Annotated in this window: 21 protein-coding genes; 6 read left to right on the top strand and 15 right to left on the bottom strand. The window is 67.1% G+C overall.

Annotated features, from left to right (window positions below; genetic code table 11):
• Positions 1-55 precede the first annotated feature (55 nt).
• The 6 genes from OL599_RS13060 to OL599_RS13035 form a co-directional block, all read right to left on the bottom strand.
• Positions 56-1,309, bottom strand: coding sequence for an NAD(P)/FAD-dependent oxidoreductase (locus OL599_RS13060; protein WP_264714222.1), 1,254 nt, complete (start codon positions 1,307-1,309; stop codon positions 56-58).
• Positions 1,306-1,944, bottom strand: a complete 639-nt coding sequence (locus tag OL599_RS13055) for an amino acid ABC transporter permease (RefSeq protein ID WP_264714221.1) — start codon at positions 1,942-1,944, stop codon at positions 1,306-1,308. The genes OL599_RS13060 and OL599_RS13055 overlap by 4 nt, the downstream gene beginning before the upstream one ends.
• A gap of 23 nt (positions 1,945-1,967) precedes the next feature.
• On the bottom strand, positions 1,968-2,624 hold the full coding sequence (locus OL599_RS13050; RefSeq protein ID WP_264714220.1) for an amino acid ABC transporter permease: 657 nt from the start codon (positions 2,622-2,624) through the stop codon (positions 1,968-1,970).
• A complete protein-coding gene (locus OL599_RS13045; protein ID WP_283949697.1) occupies positions 2,621-3,442 on the bottom strand; it encodes an amino acid ABC transporter ATP-binding protein in 822 nt (273 codons plus the stop codon). The genes OL599_RS13050 and OL599_RS13045 overlap by 4 nt, the downstream gene beginning before the upstream one ends.
• Positions 3,443-3,445: 3 nt before the next feature.
• On the bottom strand, positions 3,446-4,255 hold the full coding sequence (locus tag OL599_RS13040; RefSeq protein ID WP_264714219.1) for a substrate-binding periplasmic protein: 810 nt from the start codon (positions 4,253-4,255) through the stop codon (positions 3,446-3,448).
• Between the two features lie 359 nt (positions 4,256-4,614).
• Complete coding sequence (locus OL599_RS13035; protein ID WP_264714218.1) at positions 4,615-5,265, bottom strand: AAA family ATPase; 651 nt, start codon at positions 5,263-5,265, stop codon at positions 4,615-4,617.
• Between the two features lie 242 nt (positions 5,266-5,507).
• Here OL599_RS13035 and OL599_RS13030 point away from each other — a divergent pair, with 242 nt between their 5' ends.
• Positions 5,508-6,215 carry a polyamine aminopropyltransferase gene (locus tag OL599_RS13030; RefSeq protein ID WP_264714217.1) on the top strand — a complete coding sequence of 236 codons (708 nt, stop codon included), beginning with the start codon at positions 5,508-5,510 and terminating at the stop codon, positions 6,213-6,215.
• Between the two features lie 70 nt (positions 6,216-6,285).
• On the opposite strand, the gene OL599_RS13025 is transcribed toward OL599_RS13030, so the two are convergent.
• Positions 6,286-7,263, bottom strand: coding sequence for a catalase family peroxidase (locus OL599_RS13025; RefSeq protein WP_264714216.1), 978 nt, complete (start codon positions 7,261-7,263; stop codon positions 6,286-6,288).
• A gap of 432 nt (positions 7,264-7,695) precedes the next feature.
• Here OL599_RS13025 and OL599_RS13020 point away from each other — a divergent pair, with 432 nt between their 5' ends.
• Complete coding sequence (locus tag OL599_RS13020) at positions 7,696-9,285, top strand: ABC transporter substrate-binding protein (protein ID WP_264714215.1); 1,590 nt, start codon at positions 7,696-7,698, stop codon at positions 9,283-9,285.
• Positions 9,286-9,399: 114 nt separating this feature from the next.
• On the opposite strand, the gene OL599_RS13015 is transcribed toward OL599_RS13020, so the two are convergent.
• Positions 9,400-9,855, bottom strand: coding sequence for an RrF2 family transcriptional regulator (locus tag OL599_RS13015; protein WP_264714214.1), 456 nt, complete (start codon positions 9,853-9,855; stop codon positions 9,400-9,402).
• A 297-nt stretch (positions 9,856-10,152) separates the two neighbouring features.
• On the opposite strand from OL599_RS13015, the gene OL599_RS13010 reads away from it, so the two are divergent.
• From OL599_RS13010 to OL599_RS12995, 4 genes are read left to right on the top strand one after another with little or no spacing between them, the layout of a single operon-like run.
• Positions 10,153-11,190, top strand: a complete 1,038-nt coding sequence (locus OL599_RS13010; RefSeq protein ID WP_264714213.1) for a sulfate ABC transporter substrate-binding protein — start codon at positions 10,153-10,155, stop codon at positions 11,188-11,190.
• Positions 11,191-11,210: 20 nt separating this feature from the next.
• The gene (gene cysT / locus OL599_RS13005; protein ID WP_264714212.1) at positions 11,211-12,059 is read left to right on the top strand and encodes a sulfate ABC transporter permease subunit CysT; all 849 of its coding nucleotides are present in this window, start codon (positions 11,211-11,213) and stop codon (positions 12,057-12,059) included.
• 43 nt (positions 12,060-12,102) lie between these two features.
• Positions 12,103-12,951: a sulfate ABC transporter permease subunit CysW gene (gene cysW / locus OL599_RS13000; protein ID WP_264714305.1), complete on the top strand. Its 849-nt coding sequence runs from the start codon at positions 12,103-12,105 to the stop codon at positions 12,949-12,951.
• A gap of 11 nt (positions 12,952-12,962) precedes the next feature.
• Positions 12,963-14,111, top strand: coding sequence for a sulfate/molybdate ABC transporter ATP-binding protein (locus OL599_RS12995; protein ID WP_264714211.1), 1,149 nt, complete (start codon positions 12,963-12,965; stop codon positions 14,109-14,111).
• A gap of 122 nt (positions 14,112-14,233) precedes the next feature.
• On the opposite strand, the gene OL599_RS12990 is transcribed toward OL599_RS12995, so the two are convergent.
• The 7 genes from OL599_RS12990 to OL599_RS26055 all read right to left on the bottom strand — a co-directional run bounded on the left by OL599_RS12990 (position 14,234) and on the right by OL599_RS26055 (position 21,192).
• Positions 14,234-15,442, bottom strand: a complete 1,209-nt coding sequence (locus OL599_RS12990; protein ID WP_264714210.1) for an ABC transporter substrate-binding protein — start codon at positions 15,440-15,442, stop codon at positions 14,234-14,236.
• A gap of 75 nt (positions 15,443-15,517) precedes the next feature.
• The gene (locus OL599_RS12985; protein ID WP_264714209.1) at positions 15,518-16,507 is read right to left on the bottom strand and encodes a branched-chain amino acid ABC transporter permease; all 990 of its coding nucleotides are present in this window, start codon (positions 16,505-16,507) and stop codon (positions 15,518-15,520) included.
• 3 nt (positions 16,508-16,510) lie between these two features.
• A complete protein-coding gene (locus OL599_RS12980; RefSeq protein ID WP_264714208.1) occupies positions 16,511-17,383 on the bottom strand; it encodes a branched-chain amino acid ABC transporter permease in 873 nt (290 codons plus the stop codon).
• A 10-nt stretch (positions 17,384-17,393) separates the two neighbouring features.
• Entirely contained in the window at positions 17,394-18,122 is a 729-nt protein-coding gene (locus tag OL599_RS12975; RefSeq protein WP_264714207.1) for an ABC transporter ATP-binding protein, read from the bottom strand.
• The gene (locus tag OL599_RS12970) at positions 18,109-18,855 is read right to left on the bottom strand and encodes an ABC transporter ATP-binding protein (protein WP_264714206.1); all 747 of its coding nucleotides are present in this window, start codon (positions 18,853-18,855) and stop codon (positions 18,109-18,111) included. The genes OL599_RS12975 and OL599_RS12970 overlap by 14 nt, the downstream gene beginning before the upstream one ends.
• Before the next feature lie 274 nt (positions 18,856-19,129).
• The gene (locus OL599_RS12965; protein WP_264714205.1) at positions 19,130-20,107 is read right to left on the bottom strand and encodes a 3-hydroxybutyryl-CoA dehydrogenase; all 978 of its coding nucleotides are present in this window, start codon (positions 20,105-20,107) and stop codon (positions 19,130-19,132) included.
• Positions 20,104-21,192 carry an NAD/NADP-dependent octopine/nopaline dehydrogenase family protein gene (locus OL599_RS26055; protein WP_264714204.1) on the bottom strand — a complete coding sequence of 363 codons (1,089 nt, stop codon included), beginning with the start codon at positions 21,190-21,192 and terminating at the stop codon, positions 20,104-20,106. The genes OL599_RS12965 and OL599_RS26055 overlap by 4 nt, the downstream gene beginning before the upstream one ends.
• Positions 21,193-21,245: the final 53 nt, after the last annotated feature.

Genomic DNA, 21,245 nt, shown 5'->3' with positions numbered 1-21,245 from the left:
ATCAGATCAACCTCTCGTCCGGGAAGCCCCCAGATCGGCCGACGGCGTCCAGCGCCTAATCGGCCGCCAGGCGTGGCATTGTTTCTGGCGACCAGTAGTGGTGCGCGTATTGCAGCCGGCACAGATCGCGCAGCTTGTTCTCCGCCAGGCCGGTCGCCAGGCGGTCCGGCGCCATGAAGGACACGTCTATCGACGGGCGGCCTTGCGTGATCCATTCCGCCAGCAGTTCGCCCAGCGCCGGCGCGGTCGAGAGGCCGCCGACGCAGCAGCCGCCGATGACATAGAGCCCGCTGACGCCGGGTGCCGGGCCCAATATGTGCTCGCCATCCGCCGTCATCGTCGGCAACCCTCCACGATGTTCCTGCACGGCCACGTCACGGAAGATCGGGAACTGCGGCGCCACGCTTTCCGCCAGCCGCCGAAGGACCGACAGATCGAGGGCCAGGTTCTCGATGCGGAAATCGGGCGGCAGATCACGCATGTCGTATTGCGCCGGATCGGGCTCGTAACCGCCCAGCATCAGCCCACCCTTTTCCGGCCGCACATAGACGTTGGCGTCAATGATGCGGGTGATCGGCTGGTTCGGCCGCACGTTCGGCAACGGCACCGTCACCATCAGCTGGTGCCGGGTCGGCACCAGCTTCACCGTCGCTCCGCCCTGTGCGGCCACGACGCGAAGCCAGGCGCCGGCCGCATCGACCACGATGCGGGTGCGGATCTCGCCGCTTGGCGTGCGCACGCCCGCGACCGCGCCGCCTTCGGTGACGATCTCCTCGACGGGCGTGTTCGCCAGCAGGGTGGCGCCCAATCGTGCGCTCGCCCGGGCATAGCCGGCAGGGATCTGAACCGGCTCCAGGTAGATGTCGGTGCGCATGTGCATGACCGCGCGCACGCCTTCGGTCACGAGATACGGCATCAGGCGCCGGGCTTCGTCGAGCGAGATGATCGCAACGTCCAGGCCGAGTTGCGTGCCCTGCGCCACCTCCTCATGGAGTTGCGCCTCATGTTCCGGGCGGCGAGCGATCTTGAGGCTGCCAGGCTGAAAGAAGACCATCGGCTCGCCGGTCTCGGCCTGGAAATTCACGATCTTCTGAACCGCCTTGACCGCGATGCGCGTCATTGCCGCGTCGGAGCGGAGCTGGCCGCTGAGGCCGGCGGCGCGCGGAGACGTCTGCGAGCCGAGCTCCGCCTTGTCGAGCAGCGCCACGGACAGCCCGGCTTTGGCGAGGTGAAACGCCGTCGCGGCGCCCAGCGCGCCGGCGCCGACAACGACCGCGTCGGCCCGTTCCGGAGTCCCCCGTTCGTTCATGTCTTGCCTCCCTGCAGACGGCCGCGCGCGAAGTGGCGTTCCAGTCGCCGCACGCCGTGCATCATTGGCCATGCCATGACCAGATACATCGCACCCGCCAGGAGATAATACTCCATCGGCAGGTAGTAGGTCCCTGCCAGATCGCGCGACCGGAGCATCAGCTCGGGTGCCGAGATCAGCGAGGCGATCGAGGTGTCCTTCAACAGCGCAACCAGATAATTGCCCATGGGCGGCAGCACGATGGGAAGGGCCTGCGGCAGGGTAATCTCGCGCATCACCTGGCCGCGGCGCAGCCCGAGCATCTGGGCCGCCTCGCGCTGGCCGGGATCGACCGCCTGGATGCCCGCGCGATAGACCTCCGCCAGGTAGGCCGCGCCGTTCAGGCCGAGCGCCACCACCGCGGCAGGGAACGCGTGCAGCACGATGCCGAGGGGCGCCAGACCGAAATAGATCAGGAACAGCAGGGTCAACGCCGGCATGCCGCGCGCGATCTCGATATAGAGGAAGGCGAGACGGCCGGCCAGGCCGCCGGCGAGGCGCAGAATGGCGAGGGCCAGGCCGAGCAAGGCGGCCAGCAAAAAGGCGAGCGCCGTCATGCGCAGCGTGCCCACCGCCGCTTCCAGCAGCTCAAGCATGCTGGCGGCAAGAATAGTCCAGGTCATTGCCGGCCGCGCGACAGGCGCGCCTCTGCCCGACGGGTCAGGTATCCCAGCGGCAGGCTCATTGCCAGATAGATCGCGGCGGCGGTGACGAAGATCTGCGTGGCCAGGAACGTCTTGTCGACCAGGGTCCGGGCCCGGAACATGAGCTCGGGCGCCGCGACGGCGGAGGCGAGCGCGGTGTCCTTCAGCAGTCCGATCGCGAAGTTCCCGAGCGGCGGCAGCACCACCCGCATGGCCTGCGGCAGGATGACGATGCGCAGCGCCGCCAGCCGCGTCATCCCCAGCATTTGCGCCGCCTCCATCTGCCCCTGGTGGACCGATTCGATCCCGGCGCGGAACACCTCGGTCAGGTAGGCGCCGCCGTTGATCCCGAAGCCAACGATGGCGGCCGGAATGGGGTCGAGCCGGATACCGATCTCGGTCAGGCCGAAATAGATGATGAAGAGTTGCGTGAGCACGGGAATGGCCCGGAAGACGTCGACATAGATCGCGATCGCCGACCGGAGCAGACGCCAGCGGAACCGCTGCAAGACCGCGCAGAGCAGGCCGATCAGCGTTGCCACGACGAATCCGCCCGCGGTGACCTGCACCGTGGTAACGGCGCCGAACAGCAGGGTGGGGAGCAGATCCCAAACGGTGAGCCAGGCGTTCAAGGCGCCGGCGTCTCGGTCATGGCCTGGCGGTCCACGACGGCGCGCAGGAAGGCCTGCGTGCGAGGATGGGACGGCGAGCGGAACAGCTCGTGCGGCGGGCCCTCGTCGACGATGCGGCCGTGATCCATGAAGACGACACGATCAGCGACATCCTCGGCGAATTGCATCTCGTGGGTGACGATCAGCATCGTCATCCCGTCGCGCGCCAGGTCGCGCATCACGTTCAGCACCTCGCCGATCAGCTCGGGATCCAGGGCCGAGGTCGCTTCGTCGAACAGCATCAGCCGCGGCTGCATGGCGAGCGAGCGGGCGATCGCAACGCGCTGCTGCTGTCCCCCGGACAGCCGCTCCGGATAGTCGGCGGCCTTGTGGGCGAGACCAACCTTGCGGAGCAGCTCCCTCGCCAGCGGTTCGGCCTCGGCGCGACTGCGTTTCAGCACGCGGGTCGGGCCGAGCATGACGTTTTGCAACGCTGTCAGATGCGGGAACAGGTTGAAGCGCTGGAACACCATCCCGATGCCGGTGCGGATACGGGCGATCTCCCGGTCCGACATCTCCCGCCAGCGGCCGTTGACAAGCTTCTCGCCGATGCGCTCGCCGCCGATGGTGACATACCCGGACGTCGGCCGTTCGAGATGCGCCACACAGCGCAAGAGCGTGGTCTTGCCGGAGCCGCTGGGTCCGATGATCGCGACTTTCTCGCCCATCCGCACGGAGAGATCGACGTCCTTGACGACGTCGATCTCTCCGAAGCGCTTGGTCAGGCCCACGACCTGGACCACGGGGGTCGACGCACCCTTGCCGGTCGTGCCGGACATCGATCAGGCGAACAGCGACGAGAAGTCCTTCGTCGTGTGCGCGCCGGGCCCGATGACGTTGCCCTCGGCGTCGCGGTCCACGCCGATGCGCGGGTTCTTCTCGGGCGGGACCAGGTAATCCGGATTGCTGATGCCGTATTTCCGCATCAGTTCGGCGTTCTGCTTCGTCTGCCACATCCACTTCACGCCGGCATTCACCGCATCGAACAGGTCATGGTTCTCCTGGTTCATGCCCATCACGGTGTGCTGCTTGCTGGTGAGCTGCGGGAACGCGGGGTCCGCCGCCAGCGGGATCTGCTTGAGGTTCCAGTTCGGGTTTTTGAGGATCATGTAGTCGACGAGCGGCCCGTCCAGCAGTGCGAAGTCGAGCCGCCCGGCCACCACGTCGCGCACGCAGCCATCGCTGTTGTCGTAGAGCTTCACCTCGCTCACGCCTGGCAGCCTCTTCATCTCCGGCACGATGGTGAAGCCGTTCACCGTGCCGATCGAGCGGCCCTTCATGTCGTTCACGGTGATACTCGTGGTGAACGGCTGGTCCTTCTTCATGCAGACGAAGGCGCCGGCGTAGTAGATCGCATCCGTGATCAGCAGCGCCTGGGCCCGCGCCGGCGTCCAGCCCATGTTGCCGGCCATGACGTCGGCGCGCCCGCTCTTCACGGACTGCACGGTGGCCGACCATTCCATCTGCGCGGACTTGACGCCGAGGCCCAGCTTCTGGGCGATCGTCGCTATGATCTCGGCGTCCGAGCCGATCAGCTTGCCGCCTTCCATCGCGATCATCGGCATCTCGTTGCTGTTCGCGATTGTCAGCACGCCGGGCTCAACGGTCTTGAACGAGGGTGCTGCGGTCGCGCGGTGACGAGATGCAATAAGCAGCGCCGCGCCCGTAGCCACCAAAAAGTCACGACGAGAGGATTGCGAGAAGGCCATGATCTGCCTCTTGCTGCTATGTCAACTCCCGAACGCGAATCTTAGCACCATACCGGTTCCGCGCAACCGGAAATCCCTGATCCTGTCGATTGTGCCGTCCGGAAATGATGCTGTGCAAACGGCCCAGTATCCGCACCGCGTCGACCTGCCCAGAGGCCATGACAGGTCGCCCGAGCGGCGCCAGCGCGCCCCGGGCCGCCGTGATATCCTGACCAGAAGACCCGGCCGAGAGACCCACCAGGTCAGCCTGTCCGGCTCCGCCGGCGCGGACGACCGCCTCGACGAGTCGACGCCGACCCGGCCGCTTCGGGCATCGACCGGCTACCACGCGGAACAAGCCCCGATCCGTTCATCCGCTTTTGGAGTTCTTCGAGGGCGCCTGGAATCGTGCAACCCGCCGTATCGAGAACAATCCGAGGGCAATCCCAGGGCTCATAGTCGCGCTTGATGACGTCCTCCCAGCTGGGCAAGTCCAGCCCGGCGACATCCACCGAGCGCGTTTCAACTCTGCGGCGATGTTCCGCCGCGTCCGAGCAGATGATCTCGATTTCGACAATTGCCGAGGACGTCCTTGCAGCCACCCGGCGCCACGCCTCCCGAGTCACCGCGAGAGGGTTGACCGAATCAGCAATGACCGTCCGGCCCAGGAGCAAGTTGCTCTCGGCCAGCGCATAGGCAATCAGGTAACCGGCGGGTCCGACGTCGCCCGCCAAGGTTCCAGAGCAGCGCAGCGTCTGCTCGATCGTGTCAATGCGCAGGTATGTCGCTGAATGCGTCTCAGCGACAGCCCGGGCGAGTGTTGTCTTACCTGTTCCGGGAAGCCCACCGAACACAATCAATGCGCCTTTGCTTTCGTGCACTCGCTCTTCCGGGTTTGGGCTTGTCGCTGTCATGGCGTCCTGATTCAATTTCTCTGGTGGCAGCGGAAGATCCCGCAATGATAGGTGAGCGGGCAGCGCCGCAGGAGGCACTGGAGCTGACCGGCCAATCGGCTACAGCGGCTCTTCGACCCGAAGCCGACACCGGCTCCTTGGTGCTGGCATCGTACCTTTGATGAGCGCATAGCCCGCGGTGGCGCTGCGTTCCCATTCATGAGACTGTGCCGCACCACCTTTTGCCGCCGAGATGAACAGGAATGTGGACCCATATCGCCTCCGCCTCGTCGGAGGATAGCCGGCTCGACCTCTACGAGCGGAACGGTTTGTACATGATACGCGCCAACGGCTGGGAGTTGATGAACGGCGAGTATCACGCGTCGGAGGACCAGCTCGGTCGTCTCGCGGGCCTGCTCCCGAGTGCGCCGCGTCCTGAGATCCTCGTGGGCGGCCTCGGCCTTGGATACACGCTGGCGAGCCTTCTGGAGACACTGAACAAAGGGATCCGGCCCACGCGGGCAAGGATCACCGTGGCGGAGCGGTCCGGCGCCGTGTTGCGCTGGTTCGGCACCCATATAAACCCCCGTCTCGCGGCGACGCTATCGTCTCGCGTGCGCCTGGTCGAGAGCGATGTCGCGGCTCATCTCGGCGCAGACCGGCGCTGGGACGTGATCGTGCTCGACGTCGACAATGGCCCCGCAGCGCTCTCGACCCCGGGCAACGCGGCGCTTTACGGGGAGCACGGCTTGGCTCGCTGTCGGGACAGTCTCGCGCCCTCGGGACACCTCCTGCTATGGACGAGCTTTGAAGACCTGAACTTTGTCGAGCGAGCCCGCACGGTGGGCCTCTCGGTCACGCGACAATCCCTTCCTCTTCCAAACAGGTCTGATCAAGCTCACGTGCTGTACGTGCTTTCGCGTCAACCCCTGTCGTCGGTCGACCGCGAGCGCCTTGGCTTGGACGGGTAAGCCATTGGCATCGCCCCATCCGGCCGAGGCTGGACTTGCCCGGGAAAAGTGGAGCGACTGTCTTGCCGGCTCAAGGATTGCGGCGTGAGAACGACACCGCATATGCGCCGTCACGCACGTCGATCAGCGGATCGTCGGAAGGCTCGATTCCGTCGGTGAGCTGCCCGGGCAGGAACAGCAACGCTTTCTGCGCCTCCGCGCTGTTCGCCACCGCCTTGTCGATCGTCAGCACGCCGAGCTCCACCACTTTGCGATCGGCGGGCCAGGGTTGCGTCGGATCCTTCGTCGAATCGCCAGAGCCAGCGAGTTGCGCCTTCAGGTGGAACGTCACCGGCCCGCGCTTCAGACGCTCCGGCAGCTCCTCCATCAGGAAGTCCGGTGCCTGCTTCGCCGCATCCGCCGCGTCCAGATGAACCGCGCGCTCGGGCAGCATCTGATAGCGCACCGCCTGTCTCTCGCCCGCCTCGTTGATGAACACGAATGCGTCGACACCGTAGTACTCTTCATCGGCGAGGCTGTCCGGCGTCGTCGCGGTGGCGAAGGCGGCTGGCACGGTGGGGTGGCTGGCCACGAACTGGTCGAATTTCGTCGGCTTGGCCGCATCCGGCGGGCTTGCGGCCAGGGCCAGCAACAGGTCGCGGAAATCGGCGCCGCTGGAAACCGGGAAGAACTTCAGGGCGTTGATCACCATATCGGTATCGCTGCCGTCGGGTAGATGAAACTTGATCGCCATGCCATGCGGATTGGCCGGCTCAGATCCGTCCGGCAGGTTCGGTATCCCCGTCGAATTGGAAAACCGCACGGTGACCGGGATCGTGCTGCCGTCGAACAGCGCCGCCCTGCTCAGCGCCGCTGCCTCAGGAGACGCTCTGAAGCTCCCCTCGGTCACTATGCCCTTGGCATGATTGGCGCGGTACCCCGGATGCATGCCGAACAGCTTGTTCATCGCATCCACGATCTGGGTTTCGACGGGCTCATCTTCCGACCGGACCGCGCCTGGGAACGCACATCCGAGCACCACCAGCGCGGCCAGGAGATTGCGTTTCATCATAAGGGTCCCCTCTCGCAATGGCATGGCCAACCGGCCGGACGCTTCCACCGACGATATAGGCGAGCCCGTTCAGTCGTTAACCGCCTTCGCCCCCGGCGCGGCGTTCGGCCCGGATCAAAAATTCCGGACCAGAAGGTCCGGTCCATGCCCAACGTCTGGTAACCATGCGTAGCAAGACTGGTCGCTCCGAGCATGACCGCCTGTCCGGGCAACCGAACGGCCCCCACCACCTCTCTCACGACCTTTGTCAGGGCGATGGGCGGGCCGCCTTCCCTTCCTCACGAGAAGGCCGTGAGCGGGCACTGCCAGCCCGAAGCAGATCGACCAGACGGAAAATCCCGAGTAAAGTGCCTCCCTTCCCTCGCCACGCCGCACGAAACACAAGATGCCGGTCCACGTGAGAAAGGGCATGCTATGCGAAACCAATGGATGATTGCCGGTGGTGCAGCGTTGGCCCTTGGGGTCGGCGTCGCCCGCGCGGACACACTGGTGGTGTGCTCGGAGGCCAGTCCGGACGCACTGAACTCGGCGCTGACCGATTCCAACACGAGCTTCGATGTCAGCGAGCAGATCGCCGACCGGCTGGTGGAAATGGAGATCGGGGGATCGAAGGTGATCCCTGCCCTGGCGGAATCGTGGACCATTTCGCCGGACGGACTGCGCTACACGTTCAAGCTGCGGCATGGCGTGAAATTCCAGTCCAGCGATAAGTTCAAGCCGACGCGGGAGATGAATGCCGATGACGTGGTATTCAGCTTTACGCGCATGTACGACAAGGCAAACAGCTATCATAGCGTCAGTGGCTCCACGTACCCGATGTTCGACGACTTCGTCGCGCCAGCGCTGAAGGCGGTCAGCCGCACCAGCGATGATACGGTCGTGTTCGACTTGAAGGTGCCGTCGGCCTCGTTGCTCAGCGCGCTCACAGTGCAATCCTTCTCGATCTGGCCGGCTGAATACGCGGCAGCGATGGAGAAGGCGGGGACGCCGGACCAGTTCGACCAGGCGCCGCTTGGGACGGGACCGTTCCAGCTGGTTCAGTACCAGAAGGACAGCCTGCTCCGCTTCCGGGCGTTCCAGGATTTCTGGGGCGAAAAGGGTGGCATGCCGCAGCGCGCCGCCAAGGTGGAGCAGATGGTGTTTTCTATCACGAAGGATCCGGCCGTGCGCTTCGCCAAGTTGCGGACCGGGGAGTGCCAGGTCGCGCGCTATCCGAACCCGGCCGATCTGCCGGCCATGCGCGCGACCGCGGGGATCGTCGTGCCGGAGGCGCCGGTTGCCGCAGAGAGCATGCTGGCATTCCGGGTGGACAAGAAGCCGTTCAGCGACCGCCGAGTGCGCGAGGCACTGGCCATCTCGATCGATTTCAATGCGTTGCTGGCAGCAGTGTTCCAGGGCAGTGGCGTTCCGACTGCATCGCTGGTGCCCTCGGCCCTGTGGGGACACAACGGCACGCTCAAGCCACGCCCGTACGATCCAGCGCGTGCCAAGGCGCTGCTGGCGGAAGCGGGTTACCCAAACGGTTTCTCGACTGACCTCTGGGCCATTCCGGTGACGCGCGCGTATATGCCGAACGGCCGGCTCACGGCGGAGTTGATCCAGGCGGATTGGGCGAAGATCGGGGTGACGGCGAAGATCGTGACGTACGAGTGGGGTGAATTCCTGCGCCGGCGCCGCGCCGGCGAGGCGGACGTGACGATGATGGGCGGCACCTGGGACTATCCGGATCCGAGCGAGCTATTGGTTTGGAACACCTGCGACGCCATCCCCGGGGGCAACAACGTGTCGCACTGGTGCAACAAGGAGTTCAGCGACCTGATCCAGCAGGCCGACGTCGTCACCGATCAGTCCGAGCGGGCGAGGCTGTACGAAAAGGCGCAAGAGGTGTTCCACAACGAGATCCCCGGGGTGATGTTTGCGGATGTGAAAGGGTTTGCCGCGGTGCGCGACAACGTGCAGGGCTTCAAGCTGCACTTCCTCGGCGGCCAGCCGTTCGGGGGCGTGAGCCTCAAGCCGTAAAGGGCTCGACGCCATCCACGAGTCTCGCCGGAGCGAGGCTCGGCACAGCGATATCGGTCATGGAGACTTCTTTGGCGCGGGCCGGCCGTGGGCGAAAACTGCTTGCCCGGGTGTTCAGGCCTGATTGCGCGCGGCTGCCGGCGGGCGCGTGCGGCGCTCCCGTTCCAGCGTCGCCAGCGAACAGCCGTCGAGCACGCCGGCCACGGCATCGCGGGCCTGCTGCAGCATCGGCCGCAGCGCGCAGATGGTCGGGTCCACGCAATCCACGCAGGCGCCGAACTGGGTGCGGCTGGCGCAGGGCGCGAGCGCCAACGGCCCGTCGATGACGCGGATCACATCGCCGGCGGCGATGCGCGCGGGCGGGCTTGCCAGCCGATACCCCCCATAGCGCCCGCGCCGGCTGGCGACGATGCCGCTGTCGCGCAGCTCTACCAGGATCGCTTCCAGGAACTTCCTGGGAATGTCCTCGGCATCGGCGATCTCGGACGCCAGCGTCCAGGTTTCGTTGCCCTGGCGTTCGGCCAGGAAGACGGCGGCACGGAGTGCGTATTTCGCCTTGCTGGACAACATCGAAACCGTGAACCCGAACCCGCATGCCGCGTCCGATCAGACATCGGAACGACCGGCATTTCGTGCGACCCTACACCCGCCGCATCCCCTGTCAATCGGCCCGCCGCGGCCGCACCCGGTGCAGCCGCTGACCGCATGGCGACTCATTTTTTCTTGACCCGCGGGGCGCAACCGTGCACCCAATTCCTAGCACTATAGTAGGGGTTAACGCGGACGCGGTACGATCCGCTCCCCTGCATGCAGCCGCAACCGTGCCTGCGCCCGTGCCTGCGGCGGCGCACCAACAGGAGTGCCGAGATGGCCCGAAACACCGCCCTCACCCGTCGCGCCACGCTCGCGCGTGGTGCCGCGGCCGTGCTGCCCGTCGTGCTTCGCCCGGCCACGGGCCATGCGCGTGGGCGCGTGGAGATCATGAACGTCTCCTATGACCCGACCCGCGAGTTGTACAAGGATATCAACGCTGCCTTCGCCCGTGCCTGGGCGGCGCAGGCGGATACGGATGTCACCGTGCGCATGTCGCATGGCGGATCAGGTGCGCAGGCGCGATCGGTGATCGACGGGCTCGATGCCGATGTGGTCACGCTGGCGTTGGCCTACGACATCGACGCCATCGCCCAGGCCGGCCGGCTCAGCCGCAATTGGCAGAGCCGCCTGCCCGACAACAGCGCGCCCTACACCAGCACGATCGTGTTCCTGGTGCGCAAGGGCAATCCCAAGGCCATCAGGGACTGGGGCGACCTCGTCCGGCCCGATGTGCAGGTGGTCACCCCGAATCCGAAGACCTCCGGCGGCGCGCGCTGGAACTTCCTGGCCGCCTACGCCTGGGCACTCGATCAGAACGGCGGCAGCGACGACAAGGCCATGGGCTACATGCGCCGGCTGCTGAAGAACGTTCCGGTGCTGGATATCGGCGCGCGCGGTGCGACCATCACCTTCACCCGCCGCGGCATCGGCGACGTGCTGCTGGCCTGGGAGAACGAGGCCTTCCTGGCCATCGCCGAAGCCGGCGGCAACAAGTTCGACATCGTCGTGCCCTCCTCCAGCATTCTGGCCGAGCCGCCCGTGGCCGTCGTCGACCAGGTGGTCGACCGCAAGGGCACGCGCAAGGTGGCCGAAGCCTATCTGCAATTCCTCTACACGCCCGAGGGACAGGAGCTCTGCGCCCGCCGTTTCTATCGGCCGCGGCTGGAGGCCGTGGCGCGGAAATACGAGGACCGCTTCCCCAAGCTGGAGCTGTTGACCATCGACGGGAAGTTCGGCGGCTGGACCAGGGCCCAGGCCCGTTTCTTCGACAACGGCGGCGTTTTCGATCAGGTGTACCGGCCCGGCGGCTGAGCATCGGGGAGTTGACCATCATGACCCAGGCAGGCTGGATCTCCGGCTGGCGCAAGCCCAGCGTGCTGCCCGGCTTCGGGCCGGCGCTGGGGACGACGCTGGCCTATCTGTCGCTGTTCGTGATCATTCCGCTCGGCGCCATGGTGCTGACCACCTTCGCCCATGGCTGGGCCGATTTCGTCGGCGCCGTGCTGCAGCCGCGCGTGCTGGCCGCTTTCCGCGTGACGTTGCTATGCGCATTCGGCGCTGCCGCGCTCTGCGCGTTGTTCGGCCTGCTGCTCGCCTGGGTGCTGGTGCGCTATCCGTTCCCGGGCCACCGGCTGGTCGACGCAGCGGTCGACCTTCCCTTCGCCCTGCCCACCGCGGTCGCGGGCATCGCGCTGACCTCGCTCTATGCGCCGAACGGCTGGATCGGCGCGTTGCTGGCGCCGCTGGGGATCCAGGTCGCCTTCACCCCGCTGGGCATCCTGGTGGCCCTCACCTTCGTCGGCCTGCCCTTCGTGGTGCGCACAGTGCAGCCGGTGCTGCAGGACCTGGAGCGCGAGCAGGAGGAAGCCTCCGCCATCCTTGGCGCCACGCGACTGCAGACATTCACGCGGGTGATCATGCCCGCCCTGGCCCCGGCGCTGCTGACCGGCTTCGCCATGGCGCTGGCACGGGGATTGGGCGAATACGGCTCGGTCATCTTCATCGCCGGCAACAAGCCGATGGTCTCCGAGATCGTGCCGTTGCTGATCGTCATCGAGCTGGAGCAGTTCAACTATGCCGGCGCGGCGGCGATCGGCACGCTGATGCTGGCGGTGGCGTTCGTGCTGCTGTTCGCTATCAACCGCCTGCAACGCTGGACCCGGTTGCAGCATGCGGATTGACGTGAACCAGCCCCGGCCCGCGCCGGCGGCGGCCGCTTCCGCCATGTCCCGCCGCGTGGTGCGGGTCACCGAAAGCGCCCCGGTGCGCTGGGCGCTGACCGCCGCCGCGCTGGGCTTCACCTTCCTGTTCCTGCTGCTGCCGCTCGCCAGCGTCGTGGTGCAGGCGTTCGCCGCCGGGCTGGACACATACCTGTCGGCGCTGGCCGATCCCGACACGCTTTCGGCGATCAGGTTGACGGTCATTGTCGCGCTGATCGCGGTGGCGCTGAACGTGGTCTTCGGGGTCGCCGCCGCCTGGTGCATCGCGCGCTTCACGTTTCGCGGCAGGAACCTGCTGGTCACGCTGATCGACGTGCCGTTCTCGGTCTCGCCGGTCATCGCCGGCATGGTGCAGGTGCTGTTGTTCGGCCTGCGCGGCTGGCTCGGCCCGCTGCTGCAGCAGCACGACCTGCGCGTGGTGTTCGCGCTGCCCGGGATCGTGCTGGCCACGGTGTTCGTCACCCTGCCCTTCGTCGCCCGCGAGCTGATCCCGCTGATGGAGGAGCAGGGCGCGGAGGAGGAGGAAGCCGCGATCTCGCTCGGCGCATCCGGCTGGCAGACGTTCCTGCGCGTGACCCTGCCGAACCTGCGCTGGGGCCTGCTGTACGGCGTGCTGTTGTGCAACGCCCGCGCCATGGGCGAATTCGGCGCCGTCTCGGTGGTTTCCGGCCATATCCGCGGGGCGACCAACACGATGCCGCTGCAGGTGGAAATCCTGTTCAACGACTACCAGATCGAAGCCGCGTTTGCCGTGGCCTCGCTGCTCGCGCTGCTCGCCCTCGTGACACTTGGCGCCAAGCTGTTGCTGGAATGGCGCCATGCCAGCGAGTTGGCGGCGACACGGCGGCGATAAGGAGGGCGATGATGACGGCCGAGATCAGCATCCGCGGCGTGACCAGGCGTTTCGGCGCGCAGGCCGCCCTGGACGGCGTGGACCTCGACGTGCGCCCGGGCGAGCTGCTGGCCCTGCTGGGGCCGTCGGGATCGGGCAAGACGACGCTGCTGCGCATCATCGCCGGCCTGGAGTGGCCCGATAGCGGCACCGTGATGTTCGGCGGCCAGGATGCGATGGAGCGGCATGTCCGCGAACGCGGTGTAGGCTTCGTGTTCCAGCATTACGCCCTGTTCCGCCACATGACCGTGTTCGAGAACGTGGCGTTCGGCCTGCGCGTGCGGCCGCGCGCGCAGCGGCTGCCGCGCGCGGAGATCGCCCGGCGCGTACACACGCTGCTGAACCTGGTGCAGCTCGACTGGCTCGCCGACCGCTACCCGAACCAGCTCTCCGGCGGGCAGCGGCAGCGCGTGGCGCTGGCCCGGGCGCTGGCGATCGAGCCGCGCGTGCTGCTGCTGGACGAGCCGTTCGGTGCCCTCGACGCCAAGGTGCGCAAGGAGCTGCGGCGCTGGCTGCGCAGCCTGCACGAGAACGTGAAAGTCACCAGCGTGTTCGTGACCCACGACCAGGAGGAGGCGCTGGAGCTGGCCGACCGCGTGGTGGTGATGGCCAACGGCCGCATCGAGCAGGTCGGCACGCCGGCCGAGGTGTATTGCACGCCGGCCAGCGCCTTCGTGCACGAGTTCCTGGGCGATACCAACCGGCTGGAATGCCGCGTCGAGGGCGGCCGCGCGCTGCTGGCCGACGGCACGCCCATCGGCCGCGCCGAGGACATCATGGGCAGCGCGATCGCCTATGTCCGCCCGCATGACGTCACGCTGGCGCCGGCGGCCGACGGGCCCGGCATCATCCGCCATGTTCACGCCGTGGGCCCGCTGGCGCAGCTTGTGGTGGAACTCGGCGGCGTCGAGATCGACGTCGCCATCCCGGCGGACAGCTGGGCCAGGCTGGGCGCCGGACGGGGCGACCGCGTCGCCGTCACGGTGCAGGCCGGCACGTTGTTCCCGCAACGGGCCACGCGCGGCATTCCCATGCAGCCGCTGCTTCCGGCGTCTCCGATACTGTCCCTGGTGCGCAACAACACCGTCTATAGCGGCCGGCCCATTCACCATCCCGAGTAGGCGCGAGCGCCCCCGCGCCGCCGACACGGCGCTGCACATGATCGCGGCGGCCCTGCGCACGGCGTGGCGCTGAACCGCCTGGCAATCTGCGGGCGCCGGCATGGCGCCCGCAGATCGCCGGATCAGGTTCCGGCGCCCTCGATCACGCTCCCGAACAGCTCCCACGTCTTGCCGTTCCACTTCGCCAGCTGCATCTGCCGGATCGGGTGATAGTTGGTCGGGCTGGTATTGACCTTGATGCCCGGCAGCAGAGTCGGGATTTCGAGGTCCTTCAGGTTCGTCGCCTGCTTCATGATATTCTCACGGGAGAAGTCATCGCCGCACTGCTTCAGCACCTGCAGCAGGGTGTTGCAGACGCCATAGGAGAAGACATAGCCGGAATCCGAAAGATCCGCGTCCGGCAGGTATTTCTTCATGAACCCCCGCCACTCGTTCATCCCGGGATCGTCCTTCCATGTCGGCTCCGTCGGGTCCTTGGCGTATTGCGAAGTAATGACGCCCACGGCCTTCTCCGGCCCCGCCGGCGTGATCACCGCACCCACCGAGGCGGACACGTTGGTCATGAAATGCAGCGGCTTCCAGCCAAGGTCGTAGACCTTGCGGATCGTCTGCGCGGCGAATTTCGGCGTCGCCGCCGTCACCAGCACATCGGCGCCCGAGGCCTGAAACGACACCGCCTGGCTGTCGATGGTGGCGTCCGTCACTTCGTAGGACGCTTCCTTGACCACCAGCTTGCCATAATCGGCGCCGAGCGCATCCTTCAGGCCGATCAGGTAGTCCTTGCCGAAATCGTCGTTCTGATACAGCACCGCGATCTTCGCGTTCGGATGGTTCAGCGTGATGTACTTGGCATAGATCTGCGCCTCGGTCCGGTAGCTCGGCTGCCAGCCGATCGTCCACGGGAATTCCTTGTAGTTTCCCCATTTGTCCGCGCCGGTGGCCAGGAACAGATGCGGCACCTTCTTCTGGTTCACGTATTTCTGGATCGCCGTGTTGTTCGGCGTGCCCAGCGTGTTGAACAGGAAAGCAACCTGGTCCTGCTCGACCAGGCGGCGCACCTGCTCCACCGTCTTCGGCGGCAGGTAGCCGTCGTCCAGCGAGATGAAATTGATCTTGCGCCCGGCGATCCCGCCGTTCTCGTTCAGCATCTTGAAGAAGGCGGTATGGCCCTGCCCGATCACGCCATAGGCCGAAGCCGGGCCGCTATAGGGAATGGTGTGGCCGATCTTGATCTCGGTCGCGGTCACGCCGACGGTTGTGGCCCACGCCTTCGGCAATGTTCCCGCCGCGACCGCGGCACCAATCGTCGAAAGCAGAGTACGGCGATGCATGGCAAACCTCCGTTCTGTTGTTTCGTTACGACTTCTTGCTCCTTCCTGTCCGGGATGCCGATCTTCAGGCGTTGGTCATCCCTCCGTCGATCGTGATGGCGTGGCCGGCCGTATGGAACGTACGGCCTTCCGCAGCAGGCCGCGCAGGAAGCCTGCGAGGCCGGACGGCATCAGGAACATGAAGGCGATCAGGATCACGCCGTACACCGCGCCCGGCGCGGCCTTGGAAACCTGGTCGGCGATGTTCGGCACGAACTCGATGAACAGCGCGCCGAAGACCGGCCCGGCGATCGAGGCGACGCCGCCCACGACCAGCCCGACGAACAGCGTAATCGACAGGAACACCGAGAAGCTGTCCGGGGCGACGAACTGGATCGCGATGGCACCGAGCGAGCCCGCGATGCCCGTGAACATCGCGCTGACGGCGAAAGTGCGCGTCTTGAGCAGGGCGATATCGATGCCCATCGCCTCGGCCGCCAGCGCATGGTCGCGGGTCGCCATCATGGCGCGCCCGATCCGCCCACGCACAAGGTTGGCGGCAAGCAGGAACAGCACCGTGGCCACGGTGAGCGAGAACAGATACAGCCACTGATCCGCGTTGAATGGCAGCCCGAAGGGTGCGTCGGGCTTGGTGATGACGATACCCTGCACACCGCCTGTCCAGTCCTCGACCAGCTTGTATTTCAGCAATTGCGGCGTCGCCACCGCCAAGGCAAACGTGGTGAGCGCCAGGTACAGCCCGCCCAGCCGCAACGCCGGCAGCCCGAGCAGGAAGCCGACGCCCGCGCAGATCGCCGCCGACACTGGCAGCGTCGCCCAATACGGCGCGTCCCACTTGTCCATCATGATCGCCGTCACATAGGCGCCCACGGCATAGAACGCGCCATGCCCCAGCGAGATCTGGCCGTTGAATCCGGTGACGAGGTTCAGCCCAAGGATCGCCACCGCATAGACGACGACCATGGTCAACTGGAACAACTGGTAGTCGCTGGCAAGCAGCAGCGGCAGCACCGCGGCGGCGATGAGGAACGCCCAGGGTGCTGCGCGGGAGACGCCGTTCCGCATCGCCTACACCCTGTTGACCACTGTCTTGCCGAACAGGCCCGCCGGCCTGACGACCAGCACCACGACGATGATCACCAGCGCCAGCGTCAGCTTCAGCTCCGTGCCCACGATGTACGCGCCGCCGATATTCTCGATCACGCCCACCATGAAGCCGCCGACCACCGCCCCCAGCGGGTTGGTGATCCCGCCCAGCAAGGCGCCCGCAAACGCATAGAGCAGCACGCCGGACATCATGTTGGGATCGAGGAACACCACCGGCGCGATCATCATGCCAGCGACGGCCCCGATGGCCGCCGCCAGGCCCCAGCCCAGCGCCAGCATGGACCCGACGGGGATGCCGACCAGCCGGCTGGAGACAGGATTGAACGCCGCCGCCCGCATCGCCAGGCCCAGCCTGGTGAAGCGGAAGAACGCCCACACCGTCAGCAGCACGATCAGCGTGACAATGGTCGAGCCGAGCTCGTGGCGGGAGACGAAGCCGCCGAACAGCGGCGGTCCTTCGCCGAACGGGCTGGGGAACGGCTTCAGCGTGTAGGTGAACAGCCAGCCCGCGACGCTGTTGAACATCAGCAACAAGCCGATGAAGATGCCGACGGAGGCCAGCACCGGCGCATTCGCCATCGGGTTCATCAGCACGCGCTGGATCGCCGCCCCGATCACGAACGACACCGCCACCGTGATCACGAACGCGCCCCAATACGGCACGCCCGCCTCGATCAGCGTCAGCGCGATATAGGTCGAGAACATCGCCATCTCACCCTGGGCGAAGTTCACGTGGTGCGTTGCCTGGTAGATCATCACCAGCGCAAGCGCCACGCTGGCATAGATCCCGCCAGAGGCGATGCCGGAGACCAACTGGTGCAGCAGGCCGTTCATGCCGCGCCCCTCAGTAACCGAGATAGGACCGGCGCACGGCCTCATCCCTGCGGATGTCCGCGGCCGGGCCGGCCATGACGATGCGCCCTGTTTCCAGCAGATAGGCTCGATCGGCAATCGCCAGCGCCAGGCTGGCATTCTGCTCGACAACCAGGACGCCGACGCCTTCCTCCTGCACGATGCGCTGCATGATGGTGAAGATGTCGCGCACGATCCGCGGCGCCAGCCCGAAGGATGGCTCGTCCAGCAGCAGCAGCTTCGGGTGCAGCAACAGCGCGCGCGCGATCGCCAGCATCTGCTGTTCGCCGCCCGACAGCGTGCCCGCCTGCTGGCGCAGCCGTTCGCGAAGCGTCGGGAAATAGCCGAACATGCGTGCAAAATCCGCCGCCACGCCGGCCTTGTCGCGCCTCGCGTAGGCGCCGAGGCGAAGGTTTTCCGCCACCGTCAGTTCCATGAATGTGCCGCGCCCGTCCGGCACATGCGCGATGCCCAGCCGGGCGATCGCGTCCGTTGCCCGCCCGTCGATCCGCGCGCCGTTGAAGCGGATCTCGCCGGCGGTGCGGATCATCCCGCAGATCGCCCGCAGCGTCGTGGTCTTGCCGGCGCCGTTGGCACCCAGCAGCGCGGTGACTCCGCCCTGGTCCACCACGAAATCCAGCCCGTGCAGCACTTTCGATTCGCCATAGGCGCCGTGCAGGCCGACGGCTTCCAGAAGGGCCGGCGCGTCAGGCGTGGGCATTGTCGGTCTCGCCGAGATAGGCGCGGATCACCTCCGGCTCGTTGCGCACCTGGCCGGGCGTGCCGTCGGCGATCTTCATGCCGAATTCCAGCGCCACCACCTGGTCCGACACGCGCATCACCAGGTTCATGTGATGCTCGACCAGCAGGATGCTGAGGTCGAAATGTGCGCGGATCAGCCGCAGCAGCCGCTCCAGTTCCTCCACCTCGCCGTGGTTCAGCCCGCCGGCGGGCTCATCCAGCAGCAGCAGCTTCGGTGCGCCGATCAGCGCGCGCGCCAGTTCCACCCGCTTGCGCGTGCCGAACGGCATCCCGCCCACTGCCATGTCGGCGACCGCGCGCAGGTCCAGCAGGTCCAGCAACTCCGGGAGCTTGCCGCGCGCCTGCGCCTCTTCCCGCCGCGGCCCGGGCAGGCGCAGCGCGTTCGCCGCAAAGCCGGAGCGGCCCAGGTGGTGCGCGCCGACCAGCATGTTGTCACGCACGGTCATGCTGTCGAACAGCGCCACGTTCTGGAAGGTGCGGCCGATCCCCAATGCGGCCATGCGATGGCGCGGCAGGCCGGACAGCGACTGCCCCTCGAACAGGATATCGCCGCGGGAGTGGCGGTAGATGCCGCTGATGCAGTTGAACAGGGTGGTCTTCCCGGACCCGTTCGGCCCGATCAGGCCGCAGATCTGCCCCCGCCCGACAGCGAAGGACACGCCGCCCAAAGCGATGATGCCACCGAAGCGCATCACCACATCGTTAACGCTGAGCAACGCCGCCGAGTCACGGCCCGGCCCCGCCATCAGCCGCGTGCGGCCGGAATCGCGGCGATAGCATGAAGGCGGGATCGGCCGCACAGGCGTCCCACGTGCATCCCCCCGACGGACGGCGCCCTTGCCGGCGCGACCTTGTTCTACATGCGGCCTTTCCGGCCGCTTCTGACACACAGCGTAACGCCGCCGAATCCGTGATTCAAGCGATTAGCGGCGGCAGCGCGCCGTGCCATGGCCTTCGGCCGGACCCTCAGCTTGGCGTCGGCAGCAGCTTCAGGTGGCCCAGCAGGTCGAACAACTTGGCGAACAACTCGCGCTGGTAGTCGGTCAGGTCGCGCGAGGCCCAGTCGTAGAATCCCGCACCCGCGCGCGCGCCGGTGCGGCCCTGCTGCATGTTGTCCACGATGACTTCGGGCGGGGCGAAGCGTTCCTCGCCCAGCGAGTCCTTCAGGTAGTTGCTGGCGTAATACAGGATATCGCCGCCGCCATAGTCGATGAACTCCAGCAGGCCCAGGATCGCGAAGCGCGTGCCGAACGCCACCCGCGTCGCCGTATCGACAGCCTCGGCCGTCGCCACGCCTTCGGAGACGATCCGCGCCGCCTCGTTCATCGCCAGCGCCTGGATGCGCGGCACGATGAAGCCGGGTGCGGCCTTGCATTCCACCGGCACTTTTCCCGCCGATCGCAGCAATTGCAGCATCCCCGCCGTCACCGCGGGATCGGTGGCCGCCCCCGGGCTCACCTCCACCAGCGGGATCAGGAAGGCCGGGTTCAGCCAATGCGTGTTCAGGAACCGCTCCGGCCGTGTCACGAAGGCCGCGAGCGCATCGACATTGAAGGTCGATGTCGTGGACGACACCGGCACATCCGGCCGCGCCGCCGCCGACACGCGGGCGAAGGCCGCCTGCTTCAACGCCATCACCTCGGGCACCGCCTCGAACACGATGTCGGCCTCGGCCAGCGCCGCATCGGCGGCGTCGCCCGCCAGCGTCACGATCCGCGCGGCCATCGCCGCGGCCTGCGCCGGCGTGATCGCGCCCAGCCCGGCCATGACGTCCAGGCTGCGCACCACCTCGCCGCGCGCCTGCACCAGCGCCTGTTGCGCGGCTTCCGCCGGGCGCGGCTTCACATCGATCAGGCGCACCTGGTGGCCGGTATAGGCGAACGCATGCGCCATGCCGCGCCCCATGCGGCCGGGCCCGACCACGGCGATGACGGGCTTGCTCACGCCACGTCCCCCTCCGCCAGCAGGCGCGCCATGGCCGCGCGATCCAGGCCCGCGAGCCCCAGCGCCTCCAGCGTGCGCCCGCTGCGCCGGAAATCCTCGCCAACGGCCGCCGACGCCACCGCCAGCAACCCTGTTGCCACCGGCGCCTTCACCCCCGCCCACTCCGCCAGCGACACCAGCAGGGCCAGGCCACAGGCCACGTCCTCGCGCATATACCGGTGCGTCATCAGATCGATCTTCTCGCGCCAATCTGCGCTGTCCACCAGCCGCTCATGCCCTTTGCGGCCATACATCCATTCCTCGCCGTCGCTGCGGTAATGGTCGGCCAGCGGATAATGCGGCGCGCCATATCCCAGCGCCGCGCGCACCGCCACGCGCTCGGCGTCCAGCGCATCCGTGACCCGGCGGATGGTCGGCTGCGTGCCTTCGTTATGGATGTCCCAGCGGTCGAAATGCGCCAGCGGGCCTGCATTCATCACGATCAGCGGCGGATGGATGATCGGCCCGGCATTCACCAGCGCACCGTCCAGCCCGTCGCGCAACCGCTCCACGGCGGGATAGGCGCGGCCCAGCACGGCGAAGGCGTGATCGGACAGCCGCGCCGGATGCACGCCTGTCGGCAGCCGCGTCGCGCGCACGCGGATCGCCACGCGCCGCGGCCCGTGCTTGCGGGTGAGATACGGCAGCGTGCCGGCCTCGGCGAACGCCACCTCGGCGGTACTGCCCGCGGCGCGGCGGGCACGATCCATCACCAGCGTGCCGAAGCTTCCCGGCGGCAGGAACACCACCTGCCCATCGGCGAGGTGCGGCGCCAGCGCGCGCGCCAGCGCGTCCTGCCCGAACGCCGGCAGCGGCGCCACGATCAGGGCGGCCCCGCGCACGACGGCGCCGAGATCGGTGCTTGCCAACGCCAGCTTCACGGTGCGCTCGCCGCGCGCGTCCAGCAGGTCGATGGACTGCGTCTCCACCACCGGCGCGAACGCCGCCGCATCGCGCCGCCAGAAGCGCACGCCGTGGCCGGCATCCGCCAGATCCGCCGCTGCGGCATAGCCGCCGTTGCTGCCGCCGACGACCGCTATCTCCACCGCCATCCTCCGTTCTTCGTGCGAATGCAGGCTAGCCACAGGCGGGGCGCGCC

Origin of the sequence: Limobrevibacterium gyesilva (genome assembly GCF_025989185.1) — a bacterium.
Taxonomy (GTDB): domain Bacteria; phylum Pseudomonadota; class Alphaproteobacteria; order Acetobacterales; family Acetobacteraceae; genus Limobrevibacterium; species Limobrevibacterium gyesilva.
Note: the sequence above shows the minus strand (reverse complement) of the source record. Positions and strands in the feature narration are given on the sequence as shown.